Origin of the sequence: Flagellimonas eckloniae (assembly GCF_001413955.1) — a bacterium.
Classification (GTDB): domain Bacteria; phylum Bacteroidota; class Bacteroidia; order Flavobacteriales; family Flavobacteriaceae; genus Flagellimonas; species Flagellimonas eckloniae.
The window spans coordinates 1,639,039-1,660,921 of the sequence record NZ_LCTZ01000002.1; the positions used below are offsets into that span (position 1 = coordinate 1,639,039).

At 36.9% G+C, this 21,883-nt stretch carries 25 protein-coding genes; 14 read left to right on the forward strand and 11 right to left on the reverse strand.

Features of this window, described 5'->3' with window-relative positions; all coding sequences use genetic code 11:
- Positions 1–10: 10 nt before the first annotated feature.
- The 11 genes from AAY42_RS06995 to AAY42_RS07045 form a co-directional block, all read right to left on the reverse strand.
- Entirely contained in the window at positions 11–877 is an 867-nt protein-coding gene (locus AAY42_RS06995) for a ComEA family DNA-binding protein (protein ID WP_055393648.1), read from the reverse strand.
- A gap of 16 nt (positions 878–893) precedes the next feature.
- A complete protein-coding gene (locus AAY42_RS07000) occupies positions 894–2,501 on the reverse strand; it encodes an alanine/glycine:cation symporter family protein (protein ID WP_055393650.1) in 1,608 nt (535 codons plus the stop codon).
- 86 nt (positions 2,502–2,587) lie between these two features.
- The gene (locus AAY42_RS07005) at positions 2,588–3,595 is read right to left on the reverse strand and encodes a potassium channel family protein (RefSeq protein ID WP_055393652.1); all 1,008 of its coding nucleotides are present in this window, start codon (positions 3,593–3,595) and stop codon (positions 2,588–2,590) included.
- A 2-nt stretch (positions 3,596–3,597) separates the two neighbouring features.
- Positions 3,598–3,825 (reverse strand): PspC domain-containing protein, encoded by a 228-nt coding sequence (locus AAY42_RS07010; protein WP_055393654.1) that lies wholly within the window; start codon positions 3,823–3,825, stop codon positions 3,598–3,600.
- An 8-nt stretch (positions 3,826–3,833) separates the two neighbouring features.
- Complete coding sequence (locus AAY42_RS07015) at positions 3,834–5,114, reverse strand: DUF2851 family protein (RefSeq protein ID WP_055393656.1); 1,281 nt, start codon at positions 5,112–5,114, stop codon at positions 3,834–3,836.
- 21 nt (positions 5,115–5,135) lie between these two features.
- Positions 5,136–5,645 (reverse strand): DinB family protein, encoded by a 510-nt coding sequence (locus AAY42_RS07020; protein ID WP_055393658.1) that lies wholly within the window; start codon positions 5,643–5,645, stop codon positions 5,136–5,138.
- 3 nt (positions 5,646–5,648) lie between these two features.
- On the reverse strand, positions 5,649–5,960 hold the full coding sequence (locus AAY42_RS07025) for a rhodanese-like domain-containing protein (RefSeq protein ID WP_055393660.1): 312 nt from the start codon (positions 5,958–5,960) through the stop codon (positions 5,649–5,651).
- A gap of 74 nt (positions 5,961–6,034) precedes the next feature.
- The gene (locus tag AAY42_RS07030) at positions 6,035–6,652 is read right to left on the reverse strand and encodes a thioredoxin family protein (protein ID WP_055393662.1); all 618 of its coding nucleotides are present in this window, start codon (positions 6,650–6,652) and stop codon (positions 6,035–6,037) included.
- A gap of 5 nt (positions 6,653–6,657) precedes the next feature.
- The gene (locus tag AAY42_RS07035) at positions 6,658–7,209 is read right to left on the reverse strand and encodes a TlpA family protein disulfide reductase (RefSeq protein ID WP_055393664.1); all 552 of its coding nucleotides are present in this window, start codon (positions 7,207–7,209) and stop codon (positions 6,658–6,660) included.
- Between the two features lie 94 nt (positions 7,210–7,303).
- Positions 7,304–8,494, reverse strand: coding sequence for a DUF1501 domain-containing protein (locus tag AAY42_RS07040; protein ID WP_055393666.1), 1,191 nt, complete (start codon positions 8,492–8,494; stop codon positions 7,304–7,306).
- A 10-nt stretch (positions 8,495–8,504) separates the two neighbouring features.
- A complete protein-coding gene (locus tag AAY42_RS07045) occupies positions 8,505–9,881 on the reverse strand; it encodes a DUF1800 domain-containing protein (RefSeq protein ID WP_055397759.1) in 1,377 nt (458 codons plus the stop codon).
- A 170-nt stretch (positions 9,882–10,051) separates the two neighbouring features.
- Here AAY42_RS07045 and AAY42_RS07050 point away from each other — a divergent pair, with 170 nt between their 5' ends.
- The 14 genes from AAY42_RS07050 (at position 10,052) to AAY42_RS07115 (ending at position 21,698) form a co-directional block, all read left to right on the forward strand.
- On the forward strand, positions 10,052–10,498 hold the full coding sequence (locus AAY42_RS07050; protein WP_055393668.1) for a MarR family winged helix-turn-helix transcriptional regulator: 447 nt from the start codon (positions 10,052–10,054) through the stop codon (positions 10,496–10,498).
- 1 nt (position 10,499) lies between these two features.
- Positions 10,500–11,135, forward strand: coding sequence for an NAD(P)H-dependent oxidoreductase (locus tag AAY42_RS07055; protein WP_055393670.1), 636 nt, complete (start codon positions 10,500–10,502; stop codon positions 11,133–11,135).
- Positions 11,136–11,168: 33 nt separating this feature from the next.
- Positions 11,169–11,741: a YceI family protein gene (locus AAY42_RS07060; RefSeq protein ID WP_055393672.1), complete on the forward strand. Its 573-nt coding sequence runs from the start codon at positions 11,169–11,171 to the stop codon at positions 11,739–11,741.
- 238 nt (positions 11,742–11,979) lie between these two features.
- Positions 11,980–13,377 (forward strand): anthranilate synthase component I family protein, encoded by a 1,398-nt coding sequence (locus tag AAY42_RS07065; protein ID WP_055393674.1) that lies wholly within the window; start codon positions 11,980–11,982, stop codon positions 13,375–13,377.
- Between the two features lie 2 nt (positions 13,378–13,379).
- Positions 13,380–13,949 carry an anthranilate synthase component II gene (locus AAY42_RS07070; protein WP_055393676.1) on the forward strand — a complete coding sequence of 190 codons (570 nt, stop codon included), beginning with the start codon at positions 13,380–13,382 and terminating at the stop codon, positions 13,947–13,949.
- Between the two features lie 24 nt (positions 13,950–13,973).
- The gene (locus AAY42_RS07075; protein WP_055393678.1) at positions 13,974–14,330 is read left to right on the forward strand and encodes a four helix bundle protein; all 357 of its coding nucleotides are present in this window, start codon (positions 13,974–13,976) and stop codon (positions 14,328–14,330) included.
- A gap of 26 nt (positions 14,331–14,356) precedes the next feature.
- Positions 14,357–15,352 (forward strand): anthranilate phosphoribosyltransferase, encoded by a 996-nt coding sequence (trpD, locus tag AAY42_RS07080; protein ID WP_055393680.1) that lies wholly within the window; start codon positions 14,357–14,359, stop codon positions 15,350–15,352.
- A gap of 63 nt (positions 15,353–15,415) precedes the next feature.
- The gene (trpC, locus tag AAY42_RS07085; RefSeq protein WP_055393682.1) at positions 15,416–16,201 is read left to right on the forward strand and encodes an indole-3-glycerol phosphate synthase TrpC; all 786 of its coding nucleotides are present in this window, start codon (positions 15,416–15,418) and stop codon (positions 16,199–16,201) included.
- Between the two features lie 91 nt (positions 16,202–16,292).
- On the forward strand, positions 16,293–17,003 hold the full coding sequence (locus AAY42_RS07090) for a phosphoribosylanthranilate isomerase (protein WP_055393685.1): 711 nt from the start codon (positions 16,293–16,295) through the stop codon (positions 17,001–17,003).
- Positions 17,003–18,184, forward strand: a complete 1,182-nt coding sequence (gene trpB, locus AAY42_RS07095) for a tryptophan synthase subunit beta (RefSeq protein WP_055393687.1) — start codon at positions 17,003–17,005, stop codon at positions 18,182–18,184. The genes AAY42_RS07090 and trpB overlap by 1 nt, the downstream gene beginning before the upstream one ends.
- On the forward strand, positions 18,181–18,942 hold the full coding sequence (gene trpA / locus AAY42_RS07100; protein ID WP_055393689.1) for a tryptophan synthase subunit alpha: 762 nt from the start codon (positions 18,181–18,183) through the stop codon (positions 18,940–18,942). Before trpB ends, trpA begins: the two co-directional genes overlap by 4 nt.
- Before the next feature lie 21 nt (positions 18,943–18,963).
- Positions 18,964–20,469 (forward strand): M20/M25/M40 family metallo-hydrolase, encoded by a 1,506-nt coding sequence (locus AAY42_RS07105; protein ID WP_055393691.1) that lies wholly within the window; start codon positions 18,964–18,966, stop codon positions 20,467–20,469.
- 92 nt (positions 20,470–20,561) lie between these two features.
- Entirely contained in the window at positions 20,562–20,810 is a 249-nt protein-coding gene (locus AAY42_RS07110) for a hypothetical protein (protein ID WP_139063678.1), read from the forward strand.
- Between the two features lie 9 nt (positions 20,811–20,819).
- Positions 20,820–21,698, forward strand: a complete 879-nt coding sequence (locus AAY42_RS07115) for a hypothetical protein (protein WP_139063680.1) — start codon at positions 20,820–20,822, stop codon at positions 21,696–21,698.
- The last annotated feature ends 185 nt before the right edge of the window (positions 21,699–21,883 follow it).

A 21,883-nucleotide genomic window follows, 5' to 3' on the forward strand; every position in this document is an offset into this window, starting at 1 on the left:
GGCTATTTTTTTAAAGTGACAAATATAGGACTATTCTATCTAGTTTATTAGACGGGAAACCCTCGATAGAAGTCAACTCATCAAAGGAATTAATTCTTCCTTTTAACTCCCTATATTCTAATATTTTGATAGCGACCGAATGCGAAATATAGACTAGTTCTGATATTTCAGAAGCGGTTGATTTATTAACGTTAATCTTTTTGATTTTTGGCACATTGACTACGCTGAATTTTTTTAACGTTCTATCAACCACTTCGGAATCCAACCCATAGACATCGTACAATTGTTCGTTGACTAAAAATCCTCCCAATCTATCCCTGAACTTTACGATGCGAACGGAAAGTTTATCCCCTATCCCATTTATAGTCTTCAACTCATCAGCTGTTGCTAGATTTAAATCCCTGATTTCTTTTGCCTTTTTTTCTTCCGATTTGTTGTTCGAAATACTCTTAGTAAATCTCGTTTTCTTCTTTTGGGTCCATTCTGGAAATTTGAAATAGGGAGAAATGACATTTAAAAGTGAATCAGAAACTTTGGTTACATCTTGAAACTCTTCTATAGAATTCACAAAATTTTCTTGTTTTCTGAAGACAAATAACCGCTCCAATTCCATTGGAGACATGCCCAATGTATAACCTTTGTAATCGGATATAAAATTTGGATTAAAGGGATATAGTTTTATGGAATCTTTTTGGAGGATATTATTTTTAAGACTATCCACCATGCTTTGTTCCTGAGCATTGACACTTAACTTTGCATAGCCATCATTGGGTTGCGACTTAATTAGAAAATACAGGCCTTGTAAGATGACAATAAGAAGCAGTAAAAAGAAAATCCCATTCCGTTCTTGTTTATTGAACTTGAAATGGGATTTCATTATTTTATTACTTTATTTATTTGGAAGCCTTAATTGCCTCTAGATATCTATTCAGTTGTTTCTTCACCACAGGGAACAAGAAAAATAACCCTACCATATTAGGGAATATCATGGCAAAGATCATTGCATCGGAAAATGCCCATATTGACCCCATACTTGCCGCAGCACCAATAATTACGAAGGTTAAGAAAAGTAATTTATAGACCAAGTCAGCCCTCTTGCCACGTCCGAATAAAAATTTCCAGGACTGAAGGCCATAATAGGACCATGAAATCATAGTTGATACCGCAAATAGAACTACGGCTATGGTCAAAAAGACATTGGAATATGGAATATATTCTGCAAATGCCTTTGAAGTAATTCCGGCACCTTCATACGCCATTCCATCAATCAGTACAACTCCGGAGCCATCACCACCATATTCAAATACACCTCCAAAATTAAATATCACAATTACCAACGCAGTCATTGTACAAATAACCACAGTATCAATAAATGGCTCTAAAAGGGCCACTAAACCTTCAGATGCGGAATATTTTGTTTTAACGGCAGAGTGCGCAATGGAAGCCGAACCTGCCCCTGCTTCGTTAGAAAACGCAGCACGCCTAAAACCAACTAGCAAAACACCTATTAAACTACCAACGCCAATTGCAGTCGGCTTAAATGCTTCGGTTATAATCAATGAAAAAGCATCATCAATCAAAGGAAAGTTGCTAAATATAATATAGAGACAGGCAACAATGTACAGAACTGCCATAAACGGAACAACTTTTTCTGTAACAGATGCGATTCTCTTAATTCCACCTATGATTATGATACCTACCAATATCGCCAAGACCAAACCAATAATGGTACCTGCCATGGTGCTTTCCCACCCAAAAAGTTCTTTTACAACAATAGTAGCTTGGTTGGACTGGGCCGCATTTCCACCTCCAAAAGATCCTCCTATACAGAAAATTGCAAATAATGCTGCCGCAATTTTGCCAAGTGTTGCAAAACCTTTTTCCTTAAGTCCTTTACTTATATAGTACATTGGTCCGCCATAAACAGTACCATCTTCTCCTACATCTCTATATTGCACCCCTAAAGTACATTCCACGAACTTGGTTGACATCCCTATCAATCCACAAATTATCATCCAAAAAGTGGCGCCGGGTCCACCTAATGCAATGGCCAGGGCTACACCTGCAATATTTCCATTTCCAACAGTTCCGGAAACCGCTGTGGCCAAAGCTTGAAAGTGGCTTACCTCACCTTCCTGACTCTCGTCTCTAATAGTATCCGGCAAATCGCCATCAACAATATTTACTTCCGCTTTTTCCACTCCATGTCCCTCAGGTGATTCAAGCTCATCATATTTACCCCGTACAACATTTATTGCAGTTCCAAAATGTCTAATATTGGGAAAACCAAAATAAATTGTAAAGAACAAAGCACTTCCTACCAACAAAATCAAAACGAAGGGAGTTCCGAAAATTTCAAAGAAAATTACTGTGTTAAAAAAATCGGAAACAGGAGCAAAAGCTTGATCAATTTTTTCATCTAAACCTACTTCAGTAGTTTCTTGGGAAAAAGAGAATATAGGAATCAACATTGAGAAAATCGCAAGAAGTCTATACTTCATAATATGTTATTTGGTTGTTTTAATTTGATGTATAGCGGACAATATCCTAAAAAAATTCAACGCAATCAAATTTAAAAGTTATAAATCTAACCTATCTGGAACATTTGGTTAAGTTTTTTAATCTGCTCAGGTCTGCCCAAAACAATCACTTTTCCCTTAGGTTGCAATACCAAATCTGCTTCAGGATTAATTATATAATTTCCATCTGGCTCTATATAACCTATTATGGTACAACCCGTTTTCTGTCTTAAATCTAAATCCCTTAATGAATTACAATCCATTTGATCCGTAAAGTCTTCTATCTCCACTTCCTCCAAATTGGTCGTATTTTCACCTTCAACAGATAATTTATTAATAAAGGTTACCAAATCTGGCATTACCACCAAAGAGGCCATATAGTCACCACCTATTTTATCAGGCATGATTACTTTGTTTGCACCCGCAAATTCAAGTTTTTTCTGGCTGGTTATTTGAGACGCCCGGCTAATTATAAAAAGTTTGCTATTTAGTTGCCTGGCAGAAAGGACTATAAATAGATTTACGGCATCATCTGGGACAGCGGCTATCAAATATTGTGCTTTTTCAACACCTGCCTCAATAAGAACTTCATCTTCATTAACATCGCCTTCAACAAAAAGCACCTCGTCCTCGTAGCGTTCAATCACTTCTTTGCTCTTTTCAATAACTACAAACGATTTATTGTACGCCTTCAATTTTTCCGCAGCTTGTTGTCCATTTCTTCCATATCCACAAACCACTACATGATTTGTTAAGCTTTTGATTTTGTTTTTCACTCTTTTCTTTTTTAGTATTTGAAGTGAATTTCTTCCTAATAAATATTCTGTTATTACCGATAAGGCGAAACCAAAAATAAAAACACTTGTAACAATTAAAAATACGGTAAAAATTTTAGCACTTGGGTCCAGTGGTCTTACTTCAGAAAACCCAACTGTAGTAACCGTAATAATGGTCATATAGATGGCCTCAATCCATGTAAAGCCTGAAATAAATTTATATCCTATTACACCAAATAAGAGTACCAACAACATTAAACTTATTGCCCATACTATTTTTGATCGTAAAAGTCTTATCATAATTAAAGGTCAAATACTGAAGTTCTTTTGGTGTAGACCAAATCTTTGATCTTTAACCAAAATGCAATAAAAAGGTATAGGGCAAAACCAAAGCCCAGGGTAGCAAAAGTTAAATATATAAAGGTTGTACGTACAACCCTGGCACGTATCCCCAACCTTTCGGCAATGCGCCCGCAGACCTCGAATCCCCTTTTTTGAAAATAATAGAGTGTATTGTAGAACAAACTCATATTTAAAATTATGTATTTCTATTCAATAAATGTGTACCCAAAGCACATTGAAGACATTTATTTTTTGAGCAATAATTAGTATACAACTGTATTTTGGCTTGGCTTTCCATAGCATTTTTAGTTGTAGACCCAAGTGTTTCAAAACCATTGACAATAGAATTTGCCTCTTTTTTTATCTGCGTTATCATCAAAATTATATCATCGTTCCAATCTTGTCCAAGATGTTTGGCATAACAAAATTTGATGGGAACAATGGTATTGATAATCAATAAATCCATAAAGGCCCTGGACATCTTCTTTTTACTTCTTTTGGAAATCTTTCCAAAGGTAAAATGATCATCCCAATATGGACTGGTCTTTGTTTCAAAAATTGTATAAATGTCTTCAAGCTCAGTCACAACCATTAAACTAGTAAATAGATTCTGCTCTTTTGCGTATAAATTAGCCAATTGGGATATCCTAATGGTAGGGAAATTAGCAGGCCGAAGACCAAAGAACTCAGGTTTGTTTCTGGTGGATTTCAATTCAAATTTTTTACTTAGATAACCATATTCTTTTCTAAGTTGAAGGTAGTATTGATCTTTACATTCTTCGCTTTCAAGTAATCCAAAATACCCAAACAATAAACTCTCCAATTGAGTTAAGTCGGAAGCAGTTTTGCGGATTATTGAAAAATCTAACTGCAAGGCTTTATCTAAAAAGAACGCTCCATTTACTTTTGAACCAAAATTCTTCGTCAACATGGTGAAAAGAACACCTTCCCAATCATTGTTTGATTTTTTCAACAATTCAAAGATGAGACCAGACTTCTGTTCCAACCTTTCAATATATAATCGAAGTAGCCAATTTTCAACCAAAAAAGAATCGAAGGACTTAAAATCCTTTTCACAATTTATAAAACTTGACTTGGCATGCTTAAATAATCCATTATACTTTTTTAAGAGTTCTGGCGAAACATACTCTTTTAATTCTAGTGTTGGAATTATGGTGTTGTCTTTTCTAAATACCTCTATGTCATCTTCCCAGACAACATGCAGTATTACGTTAGTATAGTTATCATCTATCTCATGATGATGTACGTACCAATCTGAAGATTTAAGGTGCATTTCCACATTGCCCGCCCAAAGCTGACCCTCAACCTCAACCAAAGCATTAAAGAAATCTGGACCCGCTTTACGGTTTAGCGCACCTGGACTTTTAATAACTATTTTTTGGGAGGTTGTTGTGGTGAGTGGTTTTCCTTGAAGCTTGCCGCACCTCCAAATAAAATGGAGTAGGTCTTCCCTCATTCAGCTAAAATAGGAAAATGATCACCATTTTCCGGCATAGGTTAGACCATCACTGGAATTATGTTTTAAGTAACTGTGTTTTATAGCATTTATTTGACGAATATGGTGATAATCATGGGCTAGCCAATTGGTAAGAAATGAGAGTGCTGAAATCTTCCCCAACTCGGGATGGTCTATTGCACTATCCCATAAAGGATTAATCAATTTTCTCAGCCATAGAATAGAATCATTTCTTTCTGTTGTAAATTGTTTAAGTGCAACTCCAAAGTCCTGCTCCAAATAACCCCTTTCCGCAGGCCAGTTCTGTGGGTGAATCGGAATCAACGGTTTGGCTGGGGTCTCAAGACTATGCTTTACCCTTGTCCTAAAATCTTCTTTTTCCTCGTCAACCAAATGGCAAACAATTTCAAGAATGCACCAATCCGTTGGTTTTGATTTCCAGATAATCAAATCTGAAGATAAATTCTCCAACATTTCATTAAAAACCTTTGGATTCCGGCTTAGTTCATTGATGATTTCTTCTACGCCCATAACCTATTCGGCCACTTCGCCTTCCCAGTTCATAAAGCCCCCTTCAAGGTTGTACGCATTTTCAATACCCACGCTGTTCATAATGGCGCAGGCCTGCCCGCTTCTATTCCCTGATCTGCAGTATACGTAGTAATTCTTGGACTTGTCCAACTTTTCAATTTCATTAAGAAACTCTTGACCCAAGTAAATATCAATATTGGTAGCTCCTGGAATATATCCTTCTTCTATTTCATCTGGAGTACGAACATCCAAAATAAAAGCATTAGTGTCACCTTCCAGTTGACTTTCCCATTCTTCTTGTGATAAATCTGACATTTTTAAAAGTTTAAGTTCTGCAAAAATAAAAATCCGGAGCATTACCCCGGATTTTTATTAGTTTATTCTTTTAATTAGACTTTGATAGTGCAACCTATTGCCTTGGTAGTTGCTAATTTGATTTCTTTTCCAGCAAGCATTGCATCCACTGCATTTTCAACAAATTTTTCCTCAACTTTAGATGCATCCTGGTAGTTATCATCAATTGCTCCTATGTATTTTACAACATTCCCGGATGCGGTCTTTTCCAATAAATAAATATGGGGAGTTCGGGTAGCACCGTACTGTGGATAAACCTTCTGTCCCTCATCCAATAAATAGGGGAAGGTGAATCCCTTTTCAGATGCCCTTTTCTTCATAGCCTCAAAACTGTCTCCAGGTTTTGCGGATGGATTGTTCGGATTGATTGCGATTACAGGAACCCCTAGCTTCTTGTATTTTTTATCAAGACCAATAATCCTATCCTCATAAGCCACTGCATATGGACATGTGTTACAGGTAAAAATGACCAAAAAACCTTTGGCATCCTTATAATCTGAAAGCGAAACCATGGAACCATCAATATTTTTCAAAGAGAAATCCGTAGCTATATCCCCTATGCCATATCCGGCATCCTCAACGACCGTTTTTTCTGAAAAAGCACCCATTGAGAGCACCAATGCAAGCAAACCAATAATTTTAAGTGTTTTCATCTTGTTTATTTTAAAAATTTATTCAATTCTGTATTTAATTCTTCGTAAGTAAATCCTTGTTCGTAAAAGCCTCGGGAATCTTTATTATAAATTAAGGTTGCTGGAATTCCGCCACCCCATTCTTCCGCAACTTTAGGAATCCAATCATTCTGCTTAGGGTCATCAAGAATAACCACTTTGGATTTTAGGCCTTTCTTCTCAACAAAAGGTTCCAATCTTGACTTCCACATGGAAGGCATATCCAAACTCACTAGAATAACCTCAACATTGTTGTCTTTTTGTTCTGCGCCCACTTGTTCAAAATAAGGAAGTTCTTCTATGCACGGCTTGCACCAGGTTGCCCAAAAATTAACAATATAGGTTTTGTCATCATCCTTGTGAAGCAAGGATTCAAAACCTTCAAAATTGTATACTGGAAAACTTACTTCAGGACTTTCAGAACCAATAGCACTTTCTGCCAATACCGCCGTATCTTCTTCTGTGGCTTTTTTTTCTTTTGAACCACAACCCACCATTAAAAAAATTGATAATGAAACAATTAGGATAAAACGTGGCATGGTATATATTTTAAGTACTAAAAATAATCAATGTGTAAACACTCATTTTTGTTTTTAACAAAAATTTATTGCTCTTTACTACGGATTACTTTTTTTATACTAAATCCAAGGGTTCAAAATTGCCAGAGATGATAGCTTCGGTATCTGTATGCAACCATTTTTTTAATAGCGAAGTATAAATTTGTCTGAAATCAATTTCATATTTAATATCTCCGTTACTATCTAAATCCAGAAGTGAAGAGGGTTTATTGAACATTCCTGGATTTTTAAGGTTTTCTCCCATTAAGAATACTGCATTTGCAGCGCCATGATCGGTACCATTGGCTGCATTCTGTTTTACGCGCCTTCCAAATTCTGAGAACGTAAGGATAATAGTATCCTTGAAGGTGCCTGCATTTTTCAAATCGTTTACAAATGCAGCTATTGCATCGGAATAGGTCCCCAACAATTTCTTTTGCGAATTTACTTGATTTGCATGCGTATCGAATCCACCAAGGGACGTATAATAAATCTGTGTTTTGAGACCAGAATTTATAAACTCAGAAACCGTTTTTAATTGTTTTCCAAAAGAATTTTTGGGGTACTCCCATAAACTCTTATAAACTTTGGTCTTTTCGAAAATATAGGCCGCCGAAGACTTGGCGTCTATGGCAGTTTTATAGAGATACCCAAGGTTGTGTTCGCTCAAATGCTTGTCCTTGGAGTTTTCAAGAACCTTTGCAAAGTAGGGTTCTTTGGTAGTATTGTATAGCAATCTTGCATTTTTTGTGGCTATCCCGTTTATTTTTTTGCCTTTCATTAGGGTCGAAAGCATATCGTCCACTTCTATTGCGCCAACAGGGTCTTTTGCGACACCATCAAGGTATCGCCCCACCCATCCTGTTTTTAGAATTTCGTTTGAAGCGGATGCGGTCTGCCATATATCTGTAGATCTAAAGTGTGATCTTACTGGATTGGGATATCCCACATTGTTCATAATGGTGACAAATCCATCATCAAAAAGATTTTTAAAGTTGGACAATGCCGAATGAAATCCCACTTCACCATCTACCAGAAGTAAGTCCTGTTTTTTCTGGGCAATTGAGACTCTATTTTTATAATATACATCATTGGTGTAGGGTACAATGGTGTTTAAACCGTCGTTACCCCCAGACAATTGAATAATAACCAGTTTCTTGTTACCAAGAGTAACGGGCCATAGTTCGTTATGGGCCTTCAAAAAGTTTGGAACAAAGAGCACACTGCTCGCCAAACCACTTCTTTTTATAAATGTTCTTCTCTTCATGTTGTGTAATTTAACACAGTTGAAATTCTGGTATTGACATTAGCTGTATACAATATTCCGCTTTGCTCTCTTTTTCAAGGCTATCCATAAAAGACTTGGCTTCTTCCTGTAAATTAGCTCCTAGAACAACGGATGCCAGTTCTGCATGGGATGATTTTTTATACTCATTTTCAAAAAAGTTCCAATCGCTTTCCACATCCAGTCTCCTACCTACATTTTTCTTTTTATTGAATTCTGTTAGACTATCCTCAAATTCTCCTTTTACATCAAAAGAAATAATACCATCGCTCAACAAAACGGACGGTAACTTAAGACGAACCATCATTGTATTGGAATCTATCCATTTTTTACCTCCAGACCACCCAGCTACATTGGGTGGATTCAATAGATCTTGTCCCAAAAGCTTTTGCACATAGACCAGTTCCCTGGTTTTTTTGAATTTATACGGAACAATCCGCATCATTCCCACCAATACATCAGTAGGCGATTTTATTTTGGTTCCCATTATACTTTTATCATAAAACCACTTGGACATAAAGACGTGGCGCATTACTTCGGATATGTCATAGTTCACTCGAAAGATGTCCGCCATTTCTTCGACATGGTCTTCATTCACTTCATGACTTACGAAATAGGTGTATATTTTTTTTGAAATAAAATAGGCGCATTGGGGCTGTTCCAAAATAATATCTACGATATCTTCTCCATCAAAATTCCCAGTTTTGCCCATAAAAGTTTTGCTTTCAAAGTCATGAATCTTTTCCCTAAATGCAAAGTCACCTTTAAAGTTATGCCTCCACCCTGTAAAAGCTCTTGCGGCTTCCTTTATATCTTTTTCGGAATACTGCCCTTCACCTAATGTAAAGAGTTCCATGAGCTCACGGGCAAAATTCTCATTGGGTTTCTTTTTTAGATTTTGCTGGTTGTTAAGATAATTGAGCATAGAGGCCCCTTTGGCAACGGCCACCACAAAATCCCTAAAATTCCCCAAAGCATGCTTACGGAGTGTATTATTAAAGGATTGGTAGTAAACAATATTGCGACCACGAACAACAAAATGGTTTGCCCAGAATAGGGTCATCCGCTCTCTTAGCTGCTCATTGGTATCCGCCATTCTGTATATCCATTCTCTATTAAAATCAAGTAGCTTCTGTCGACTCAGTTTGCGTATTTCATCTCGGGTTTCCTTGGAAATTTTACCGGAGCTCTTCTTTACGAGGTCTTTAATTTCATCTACCGACACTTCTAATAGAGTAGTTTTCTTTGAAGATTGAAACAAATCCTTTATGATATCTTCCCTTTTTTTGGATGACTTTTCTTTGGCTTTTTTCAATGAGATTCCAAATCCTGCCCTTTTATATAAATGAAATAATTCTTGCAACTCCATTTTTTCTTTATTGTGTATACCTGTAAATATTTGATACTTAATATACAATAAGGTTTAACCAAGACCTATAAAAAAAGTCCAAAAACTCTTTTTAACAAAATTTTATCTCTTAAATAAAAAAATTAGAAGAGTATATATTATACATTTGTATATACAAATATTGTTTAGACATGAATGTCGAAGAGGTAATTAAAAGGGCAAAAAAATTAAGCTTGGAAACAAAGACCATTATTCATATTGAATTGGTCAGCAATAAAATTAAGGAAGTTATAGCCTCTGCCTTAAAACCTCATGAAGTCTCTCTTCCGCAGTTTAACGTGCTTAGAATTTTGAGGGGCCAAAAAGGTAAACCTGCCAATCTCTCCACATTAAATGAGCGTATGGTGACGAAAATGAGCAATACGACAAGATTGGTAGATAAATTGTTGAATAAAGGTTATGTAAGCAGATGTGTATGCGAATCCAATAGAAGAAAAGTAGAAATCTTTATTACCGAAAACGGAATGGAAGCGTTACTTGAAATGGACAAAGCAGTATATGAAGCAGAACAAAAAATTGTAAAAGACCTTTCTGAAAGCGAATTGGATAAATTAAATGAATTATTAGATAAATTTTAAAATGAACAACATCATAGAAAATAGAACTTGGCGATACGCCACAAAGAAATTCGACAACACCAAAAAAGTATCGGAGGAAAATTTGGAGTTGTTGTTAGAGGCAACTCGATTAAGTGCATCATCATATGGACTGCAGCCCTACCATATATTTGTGATTTCCGACCAGGAAACAAAAGAAAAGTTGAAGCCAGTTTCATGGGGGCAATCCCAACTTACAGATGCTTCACATGTGATAGTATTTGCAAATACAACTGATTTTGGAGAGGAATTGGTGGATGAATATCTACAAAATGTCAGCAGCACTAGAAATATTCCAGCAGATGGTTTAAAAGCTTATGGGGATTTCATGAAATCCAAATTATTGGAACTTTCACCTGAGACCAAATCTGTATGGACGGCGAGACAAGCATATATTGCTTTGGGTAATGTGATGCAGGCAGCTGCGGAATTAAAAATCGATACATGTCCCATGGAGGGAATTGAAAACGAAGCGTACAACGAGATTCTTGGGCTTACGGAAAAAAACCTGAATACAGCAGTTGTATTGACAATTGGTTATCGCTCTGATGAGGATGCAACCCAAAATTATGCAAAGGTCAGAAAATCTAAAGAAGAATTATTTACACTTATACAATAACAATTAATTAAAAACAGAAATTTAAACACAATCATGAAAAAGACAATTTTAAGTTTAGCGTTGACAGCAGTTTTTGGACTAACTGCTACTGCCAATCCAATTGATGGCGAAAAAAAAGAAGTAAAAACTGATGAAAGCACCGTAACATGGAAAGCCTACAAGGTAGGAGGTTCACACACCGGTACCATTGCCTTGAAATCAGGTAGTTTGGAATTTGATGGAGAAGAACTTACAGGAGGTGAGTTTGTGGTGGACATGACCACAATCAACACAACTGATTTAGAGGGAGAATACAAGCAAAAACTGGACGGCCATTTAAATTCCGATGACTTTTTTGCCACGGCATCCAACCCCAATGCGAGTTTATCCTTTACAAAAGTTAGAGCTGGCGAGGACAACACTTATGAGGTAACTGGGAACCTTACCATAAAGGGAATTACAAAACCAATAACTTTTGATGTTTCCATTGATGGTAGCAAAGCAACCGCAACATTAAAAGTGGATCGCACGAAATATGATGTAACCTATAAGTCGGGTATAATAGGAACCGCAAAGGACAAGTTAATCTATGACGAATTTGATTTGGTAGTTGATTTACAACTATAATCAAACCTAGGTTAGTGTTTAGGAATCCCGTTCAAGTTTTGTGAACGGGATTTTTAATTTTACAAATCAAAGTTTGTTTGTTACAATTTCCTTTTTATCTTTGAAGCAATGAATTTAGGAACAGTTAAAACTTGGTGGTGGAATATTTTACGTCGAATGTCGTGAACTAGTCCCCCATTGTAATCATATAGAGGCTTGTCATCACGACAGGCCTTTTTTAATTTATCACTATTTTGAAATGACTTATAAACTAGACACACACTACAAGAAAATCTTGGCCGATACCATTACCCCGGTCAGTGTTTATCTTAAGATACGGGATAAGTTTCCCAACAGTATCTTATTGGAAAGTAGTGACTATCATGCCAACGATAATAGTTTTTCCTATATCTGTTGCAACCCCATTGCTTCCATAAAGGTTCAAAATGAAGTTATTACCCAAACCTATCCAGATGGTTCAACGGAGGAATTTCCAATTTCGCCCACAACAGATGTAACCGAGGTCATCCATGATTTTAGTAAGAAGTTTTCGGTTTCCAGCAATGGTTTTAAATTTATAAACAATGGTCTTTTTGGATATATGTCATATGATGCCGTACGCTATTTTGAAGACGTAGAAATTTCACCCAAAGAAAACTCCATTCAAATACCAGATATCTATTATGCGGTATATCAGAACATCATTGCCATAAACCATTTTAAAAATGAGGCATATCTCTTTGCCCATTGTTTTGAAAGTGAAAGTAATGTTGATGAGATAGCACAATTGTTCAATGTAAGAAACTTTGCATCCTATAATTTTTCAAAAGAAGGGGAACCAAAATCCAACTTGGAAGATGAAGAATACAAAACGCATGTGGAATTGGCGAAAAAACACTGTCAACGTGGAGATGTGTTTCAATTGGTTCTATCCCGAAGATTCTCACAAGCCTTTAAAGGTGATGAGTTTAATGTGTACAGGGCGCTTCGCTCCATAAATCCATCACCGTACCTCTTCTATTTTGACTATGGGGATTTTAAGATTTTTGGAAGCTCACCAGAAGCACAACTCATTGTAAAAGAAGGAAAAGCAGAAATCCATCCCATTGCCGGTACATACAAAAGAACAGGAAATGATGAACAAGATGCAGAATTGGCAAAAAAATTGGCCCAGGATGATAAGGAGAACAGCGAACATGTAATGCTGGTTGATCTGGCCCGAAACGACCTCAGCAGAAATGGAAATACCGTAAATGTTGAAACCTATAGAGAGGTACAATACTTCTCCCATGTAATTCACTTGGTATCCAAGGTAACCGGGCAAAAAAAGAAGGATATTTCCACTATGAAAGTTGTTGCAGATACCTTCCCGGCCGGCACCTTGAGTGGTGCACCCAAGCACATGGCCATGCAACTCATTGAAAAGTATGAAAAGACGAGTCGTGCTTATTATGGCGGAGCCATTGGATTTATGGATTTCCATGGCAATTTCAACCATGCCATTATGATAAGAACGTTTTTGAGCAAAAACCATGAATTACATTACCAAGCAGGAGCAGGTCTTGTGGCTGCATCTGACCCCGAAATGGAATTACAAGAAACCTATAACAAACTAGGTGCTTTGACCAAAGCATTGGAAATAGCGGAAACAATCTAAGCATGGGAAGAAAGATTTTAATGATTGACAATTACGATAGTTTCACATATAATTTAGTGCACTATCTGGAGGATTTGGATTGTGATGTCACTGTAAAGCGTAATGATCAATTAAGCTTGAAGGAGGTTGAAGCTTTTGACGAAATTGTCCTGTCTCCCGGTCCTGGAATTCCGGATGAAGCGGGATTACTAAAAGAAATTATCAAAACCTATGCGCCCACAAAACGGATTCTTGGGGTCTGTTTGGGTCAACAAGCCATTGGGGAGGTTTTTGGTGGAAAACTGGTAAATCTTGATCAGGTGTATCATGGAATTGCAACGAATATTACAATCACAAAAAAAGACGTCATATTTGAAGGTATGCCAGATACGATTCAAGTGGGAAGATACCATTCTTGGGTTGTCCATCCGGATTTACCAGAAAGTTTAGAAGCAACCTCAGTAGATGAGAACGGACAGATAATGTCCTTAAAACATAAAACGTATGATGTTACGGCGGTTCAGTTTCATCCAGAATCTGTTTTGACACCAGAAGGAAAAAAAATGCTAAAAAATTGGTTAAATAGAGTATAGATATTAGACAATAGATTTTAGATAATGAATAATTACAAAGAACTTATTGTGTGGCAAAAATCAATAGCGTTAACAGAATTGGTTTATAAAATGACCTCTTGTTTTCCTGATGAAGAGAAGTATGGCCTGACGAACCAAATCAGAAGAAGTGCTGTTTCAATCGCTTCAAATATTACAGAAGGAGCGGGAAGAAATTCTAAAAAAGAGTTCAGAAATTTTCTTGGAATTGCCAATGGTTCTTTGAATGAATTAAATACACAACTAGAAATATCAAAAAGATTAGAGCTTATTCATAAGAATGAACTTGATGAGGTTTCAATCCTAAGTGATGAAATTCAAAAAATGATTTACACTCTCATCAAAAAATTTGCTCAAATCTAAATACTAATATCTCATATCCAATAAATATGAAAGAGACTCTCAATAGACTCATCAACCACGAAATCTTGGCAAAAGCAGACGCCAAGCAAATCTTGGTCAACATTGCCAAAGGGGATTACAATACATCTCAGATTGCAGCTTTTCTGACAGTTTATATGATGCGTAGCATCACCATTGAAGAACTGGAAGGTTTTAGAGATGCGCTTTTAGAACTTTGTTTGGCCGTAGATTTATCTGAATACAACCCAATTGATTTGTGTGGTACCGGAGGTGATGGTAAGGATACCTTCAACATTTCTACATTGGCATCATTTGTAACTGCCGGAGCCGGCATAAAAGTGACCAAACATGGCAATTACGGTGTTTCTTCTAAATGCGGCAGCAGCAATGTCATGGAGTTTTTAGGTATTAAGTTCAGTAATGAAGCAGATTTTCTTAAAAAATCCATTGATGAAGCAGGAATATGTGTCTTGCATGCCCCATTATTCCACCCAGCCATGAAAAATGTGGCTCCAATTCGCAGGGAACTAGCTGTGAAAACTTTTTTCAATATGTTGGGGCCTATGGTAAATCCAGCCTTTCCAAAGAATCAAATGGTAGGTGTTTTCAATTTGGAGCTCGCTAGAATGTATGGATACCTCTATCAAAACACGGATAAAAATTTCACCGTGCTTCATGCTTTGGATGGCTATGACGAAATCTCTTTAACGGGTGCAACAAAAACCATCTCAAAAGATTCTGAAGGCATGTTGACTCCGGCAGATTTTGGAGTAGAAAGCATTTTGCAAGAAGAGATTGTTGGAGGAGAAGATGTAGCGCAATCCGCCCAAATATTTCTGGATATTTTAAATGGTAAGGGTACAGAAGCACAGAATAATGTGGTTTGTGCCAATGCTGGAATTGCCATTGCAACCGTTCAAGACACAACACCAAAACAAGGTTTTGAAAAAGCAAAAGAATCGCTCCTAAGCAAAAAAGGATTGGGAGCATTAAAGAAATTACAGGAATTAAGTAAAAACTAAGACCGTATCGAGTGTAGCCGAGAAGTTTTAGATTTCTCACTTCATTCGAAATGACATAATACTATGAATATTTTAGATAAAATAGTAGCCGATAAACGTAAAGAGGTCGATTTAAAAAAGGCATTGATTCCAGTTTCGCAGTTGGAGCTGGCTGTTCTTTACAATCGAGATACGGTTTCTTTGGCCACTTCATTAAGAAATAGCAACTCAGGAATTATAGCAGAACACAAGCGGCGTTCTCCCTCCAAATCAGTCATCAATCAAAGTTTGAATGTTCAAGATGTTGCCAAGGGATATGAAGAAGCGGGAGTTTGCGGAATGTCCGTTTTAACCGATGGCAAATATTTTGGAGGTTCCTTGGATGATTTGTTGCTGGCTAGAGCATCCGTAAAAATGCCGCTGTTGCGAAAAGAGTTTATCATTGACGAGTACCAAATTTTGGAAGCTAGGGCTCATGGAGCTGATGTAATTCTTCTGATAGCTGCCATTTTGAACAAGGATGAAATCAAAAATCTATCAGAAACAGCTAAAAGTTTGGAATTGGATGTGCTTTTGGAAGTACATAATGAAGAGGAACTGCGTAAATCCATCATGCCAAGTTTGGATATGTTGGGCGTAAACAACAGGAACCTAAAAACTTTTGAGGTGAGTTTGGAAACCAGTAAAAGTCTATCAGAATTGATTCCAGATGAATTTGTAAAAGTCTCGGAAAGTGGCATAAGTTCTATTGAAGCGATTAAAGATTTAAAGCAATATGGCTACCAAGGTTTTCTTATTGGGGAGAATTTCATGAAAACCGATAATCCCGGAAAGCATGCAACTGAATTTATAAATGAATTAAAACAATGATGTCATTTCGAACTGTTAGACTGAGCGCAGTCGAAGTCAAAGTGAGAAATCTAGATTTCTCCCATTCGGTCGAAATGACAAAACAAGCGATATGAAACTAAAAGTCTGTGGAATGAACCATAACCCTATTGAGGTTGCTCAATTGCTGCCAGATTACTTGGGCTTTATTTTTTGGGAACCTTCCACACGCTATTTTGATGGTGCTATGCCGGATTTGCCAAAATCTATAAAAAAAATAGGTGTCTTTGTAGATGCCTCGATTGACGATGTCCTTCAAAAAGTTGAAACGTATAATCTAGACGGGGTGCAGTTGCATGGAAAGGAAAGTCCGGAATTTTGCAATGAATTAAAAAATAGATTCAATGTCATTTCGAACAAAAGTGAGAAATCTCATGAGATTCCTCAATCGCAGGACTCATTTCGGAATGACAAATTGGAAATCATCAAAGTATTTTCCATCAAGGACAATTTTGACTTTTCGATTTTGAAAGATTATGAGGAGGTATGTGACTTTTATCTGTTTGACACCAAAGGGAAGCTTCCTGGTGGCAATGGATATACTTTTGATTGGTCTGTGTTGAATAACTACCCGTCAACAAAACCATTTTTCCTGAGTGGTGGAATCGGATTGGAAACGGCTTCCGAACTTCAAGCATTTTTGAAAAGTCCAGCATCAAAAAAATGCCATGCCATAGATGTGAATAGTCGATTTGAAATACAACCTGGGTTAAAAAACAGTGAAGAGTTAAAAGAATTTAAGAGGTTGCTCACCAGCAACTTTGAACCAAATACTGACAACTAATGAGTTATCACGTTAATGAAAAAGGATATTACGGAGAATTTGGAGGCGCTTTCATTCCAGAAATGCTTTATCCAAATACGGAAGAGCTCCGTCAAAATTACATCCGCATAATGGAAGAATCTTCCTTTAAAGAAGAGTTCGATCAATTACTTAAAGACTATGTTGGGCGTCCAACCCCACTCTATTTTGCGGAAAGATTATCAGAAAAATATCAAACTAAAATCTATCTAAAACGAGAAGATTTATGCCATACCGGTGCCCACAAGGTCAATAATACGATTGGGCAAATTCTTATGGCAAAAAAACTGGGCAAAAACAGAATTATTGCGGAGACAGGTGCTGGACAACATGGGGTTGCAACGGCAACCGTTTGTGCTTTGGCCGGAATTGAATGTGTGGTCTATATGGGTGAAATCGATATTGCACGTCAAGCCCCAAATGTTGCCCGAATGAAAATGTTAGGTGCAGAGGTACGCCCGGCATTATCCGGAAGTAGAACCTTAAAGGATGCCACAAATGAGGCCATCCGTGATTGGATCAACAATCCAGTGGATACACATTATATCATTGGTTCCGTGGTTGGACCTCATCCATATCCGGATATGGTTGCCAGGTTCCAATCCGTGATTTCGGAAGAAATCAAAACGCAATTGTCGGAAAAAGAAAATCGTGAAAATCCAGATTACGTAGTTGCATGTGTAGGTGGAGGCAGTAACGCTGCCGGAGCTTTTTATCACTATTTGGATATACCCGACGTTGGAATAATTGCGGTAGAAGCTGCGGGAAAAGGTATCGATACGGGTGAAAGTGCAGCAACCTCAGCTTTGGGAAAAGTAGGGGTTATTCACGGTAGTAAAACGCTGTTAATGCAGACCAATGATGGTCAAATCACAGAACCCTATTCCATCTCGGCAGGACTGGACTACCCGGGTGTTGGACCAATGCATGCCCATTTGTTCCAATCAGGGAGGGCAGAATTTATCTCGATTACGGATGACGAGGCCATGATGGCAGGATTGGCATTAAGCAAACTGGAAGGTATTATTCCCGCCATAGAATCATCACATGCATTTGCCATTTTAGAACATAAAAGATTCAACCCATCAGATATTGTGGTCATTAACCTTTCTGGAAGGGGCGATAAAGATTTACAAAACTATATTGACTATTTCAAGCTATGAATAGAATCAACCAAAAACTAAAAGAGGACAAAAAACTCCTCTCCATTTACTTTACGGCTGGTTATCCCAACTTAAATGACACTGCCGGAATAATTCAAGACCTTGAAAAGCAAGGTGTTGATATGATTGAGATAGGATTGCCTTTTAGTGATCCATTGGCAGATGGACCAACCATACAGGAAAGTTCAACAGCTGCTTTAAAAAATGGTATGCATACGGAATTGCTGTTTGAGCAGCTTGGAGATATTAGAAAAACCGTGTCCATTCCACTGATCATGATGGGTTATTTTAATCCTGTTTTGCAATACGGGGTGGAAGCTTTTTGTAAGCGATGTCAAGAAATTGGCATTGACGGGATTATTCTGCCCGATTTACCCTTAGATGTCTTTCAGAAAGACTACGAGGCTATTTTTAGAAAATATGGCCTCATCAATGTTTTTTTGATAACACCCCAAACAAGTGAAGCTCGTATTCGTGAAATTGATGCAGCTTCTGACGGTTTCATCTATATGGTAAGTTCTGCCAGTACCACAGGCGCAAAAGCAGGTTTTGGAGAAGAAACAGAGGCCTATTTTGATAGAATAAAGAGTATGAACCTACAAAACCCTCAAATTGTTGGCTTTGGCATCAGCAATTCTGATACCTTTAAGCAAGCCACCCAGAAAACGAAAGGTGCTATTATTGGCTCTGCTTTTATAAAGCATTTGACTCAAAATGGAGTTGAAAAAATTGAAGGGTTTGTAAGGGGAATTCGCTAAATTGAACTCAAAATCAATTCAATGTTCACAATCAAAAGACTTATATTTATTTTTGCTTTAACCACCTGTTTTTCAGTTTTTTCCCAAGATTCAACTGCTCTAAAATCCAAGGTTTCCGATGCAATAAATGAACTGAGAGACTTTGTTTCCATTCCCAATGATGCTTTGAATGCTGATGCTATTGATGATAACATTCTTTGGCTGAAAAAGAAATTTGGAGAGCGAGGGTTTAATACCACTGAATTGGAAACGGAGAACCTGCCGCTATTTTTTGCCGCACTGCCCATGGTTGATGATAAACCTACCATGCTCATTTATATGCATTTTGATGGCCAATCCGTAGATCCTTCAAAATGGAATCAACCCAATCCCTACAAAACTGTTTTAAAAAAACCTGTTGATGATGGTTTTGAGACCATTCCTTTTGATACTTTGGACGTAGATATAGATTACAACTACAGATTGTTTGGCCGTTCCACCTCTGATGACAAGGGTCCAATTGTAATGTTTTTGACCGCAATTGATTTGCTTAAAAAAGATAACCAAGAGATTCCTTTCAACATCAAGGTTATTTTGGATGGAGAAGAAGAAAAAGGCAGCAAACCGCTTCCACAGGCTGTAAAACAATATCGAGAATTATTGGAAGCTGATTTTTTGGTGATTGCTGATGGTCCAGTACATGTTTCTGCCAACCCAACGGTTGTTTATGGTTGCCGTGGGATTACTTCTATGACCTTGACAACCTATGGCCCAATTAAACCCCAACATAGTGGTCATTATGGTAATTATGCCCCAAACCCAGGTTTTCAACTTTCTCAACTATTGGCTAGCATGAAAGATTCTGAGGGGCGTGTGGTTATTGAGGGATACTATGATGGTATTTCTTTGGATGATACTGTGCAAGAAGTTTTAAAAAGTGTGCTAGATGATGATTCTGCTATTGCCGAAAAACTTCAATTCAAATCTCCAGAAAAAGTAGGTGCATTTTATCAAGAAGCTTTGCAGTACCCTTCTTTAAACATAAGAGGATTGGGATCTGGTTGGATTGGTGCCAAAAAAAGAACCATTGTACCGGAAAGCGCAACAGCAGAACTGGATTTACGATTGGTACCTGAAACTGATGGCACACGATTGAAAAACCTGGTCAAAACCCATATCTCTAAGCAAGGATACCATGTTATTGACCATATACCTTCTAAAGAAGAAAGACTGAACTATGACAAAATTGTTACTGTTATGGAGAGTGGGGTTACCGATGCGTTTAGAACCAATTCAGACAATCCCTATGGAAAATTTTTGGTTGAGACACTACAAACCGCTTTTGACACGGATGTTGTACAAATTCGAATTATGGGGGGCACGGTTCCCATTGCACCCTTCATCAATGAATTAAAGGTTCCGGCTTTTATTGTTCCCATGGTAAACCCGGATAACAACCAACACAGTCCCAATGAAAATCTTAAGGTTGGGCAACTGGCATATGGTATTAAAACATTTTATTCAATAATCAATACTAATATAAAGTGAAGAAAGTTTATTTAACCTGCCTCTCTCTAATTCTCTTTTTTTGTTCCTGTAGCCCTAAGATTTCATCGATTGTTAATAAAGATTATCAAGCTTTGAGATATGATGAAAAAGTTGAAGTATTCGAATTAAATCAAGAAAAACCAAATAATGCTGAGCACGTTGGAACTATTAAAATTAGAGATACTGGATTCAGCATAAAATGTAATTATGAAATTGTTTTGGATCAGGCAAAACTAGAAGCACGAAGACTAGGAGGAAACGCTATTAAAATCACTAAACACAAGAAACCCAATTTCTGGAGTACTTGTCATAGGTTAGATGCAATAATCTTAAAAATTTAAAAGACATAAATGAATAAATTATTCTTCTACCTCATATTTATAATATGTTTTGGACAACTAATGCGGTCTCAAGACTTGATTATCTCAAAATCCAATGATTCCATTCAATGCAAAATCACAAAGCTTAAAAAGAATAATATATATTTTGTTTTTAAAAACAATCAACAATACCAAAGCACTTTAATTCCATTAACAGAAATAGTTTCATATGAATATAATTTTGATGAAGAGAATCGTATTCCAAAAGAGAAAATACCTGGATATATTGAATATTCGAAAGTTAGAATTTCACTTCAAGGAGGCTATAGTTATCAAATAGGGAAAATAAATGATGAAGGGTCTCAAGAATTAAGAGAATATTTAGAAAAGTTGAGGCCTGGATATCATTTTGGTGGAGATTTCACTTATTATTTCGCAGAGTCTTTTGGTGTTGGAGTTAAGTACCAACAATTCAGGACCTCTACAGATTTTACAAATGTGGTGTTTTTCGAAGCTATAAATAATGGTCCAGTTAACAGGCTATTGAAAGATGATATAAGTATATCTTTTATTGGAGCTTTACTTTCTGCAAGGCTTTACAATAAAGCAAAGCTAAATGCTTTTTTCTTTAATACTTCTATCGGTTATATGACATATTCTAATAATGCAATATATGAAGATGCCATAAAACTAAAAGGAAATACATTAGGTTTTGCTTCCGATATAGGATATGACATAGGTATAGCTGATAACCTTTCGTTAGGTTTTCAATTATCAACATTTTTTGGTCAATTAAGCAAGCTAGAGACAGATAATGGCACTTCACAAAGGTCTATTGACATTGCTAGAAATGAAGGAGGTGGGCTAGGAAGATTTGATTTGTCCATAGGCCTGCGGTTCAATTTGTAGAAGACCTGTATCAACCCTTATTTATAGTTGTTCAATTCTTACATTCTTATTAGAACTAGAATAAATTCGTTTCATCCACAAACTACAATTAACATCGATAAGCAAAATCTTGTTTTTGGGTAAAATCAACTAAATCCTAACTTCATCGAAGTAAAGCTGTCATATATCCCTATTTTGGTTTGAAA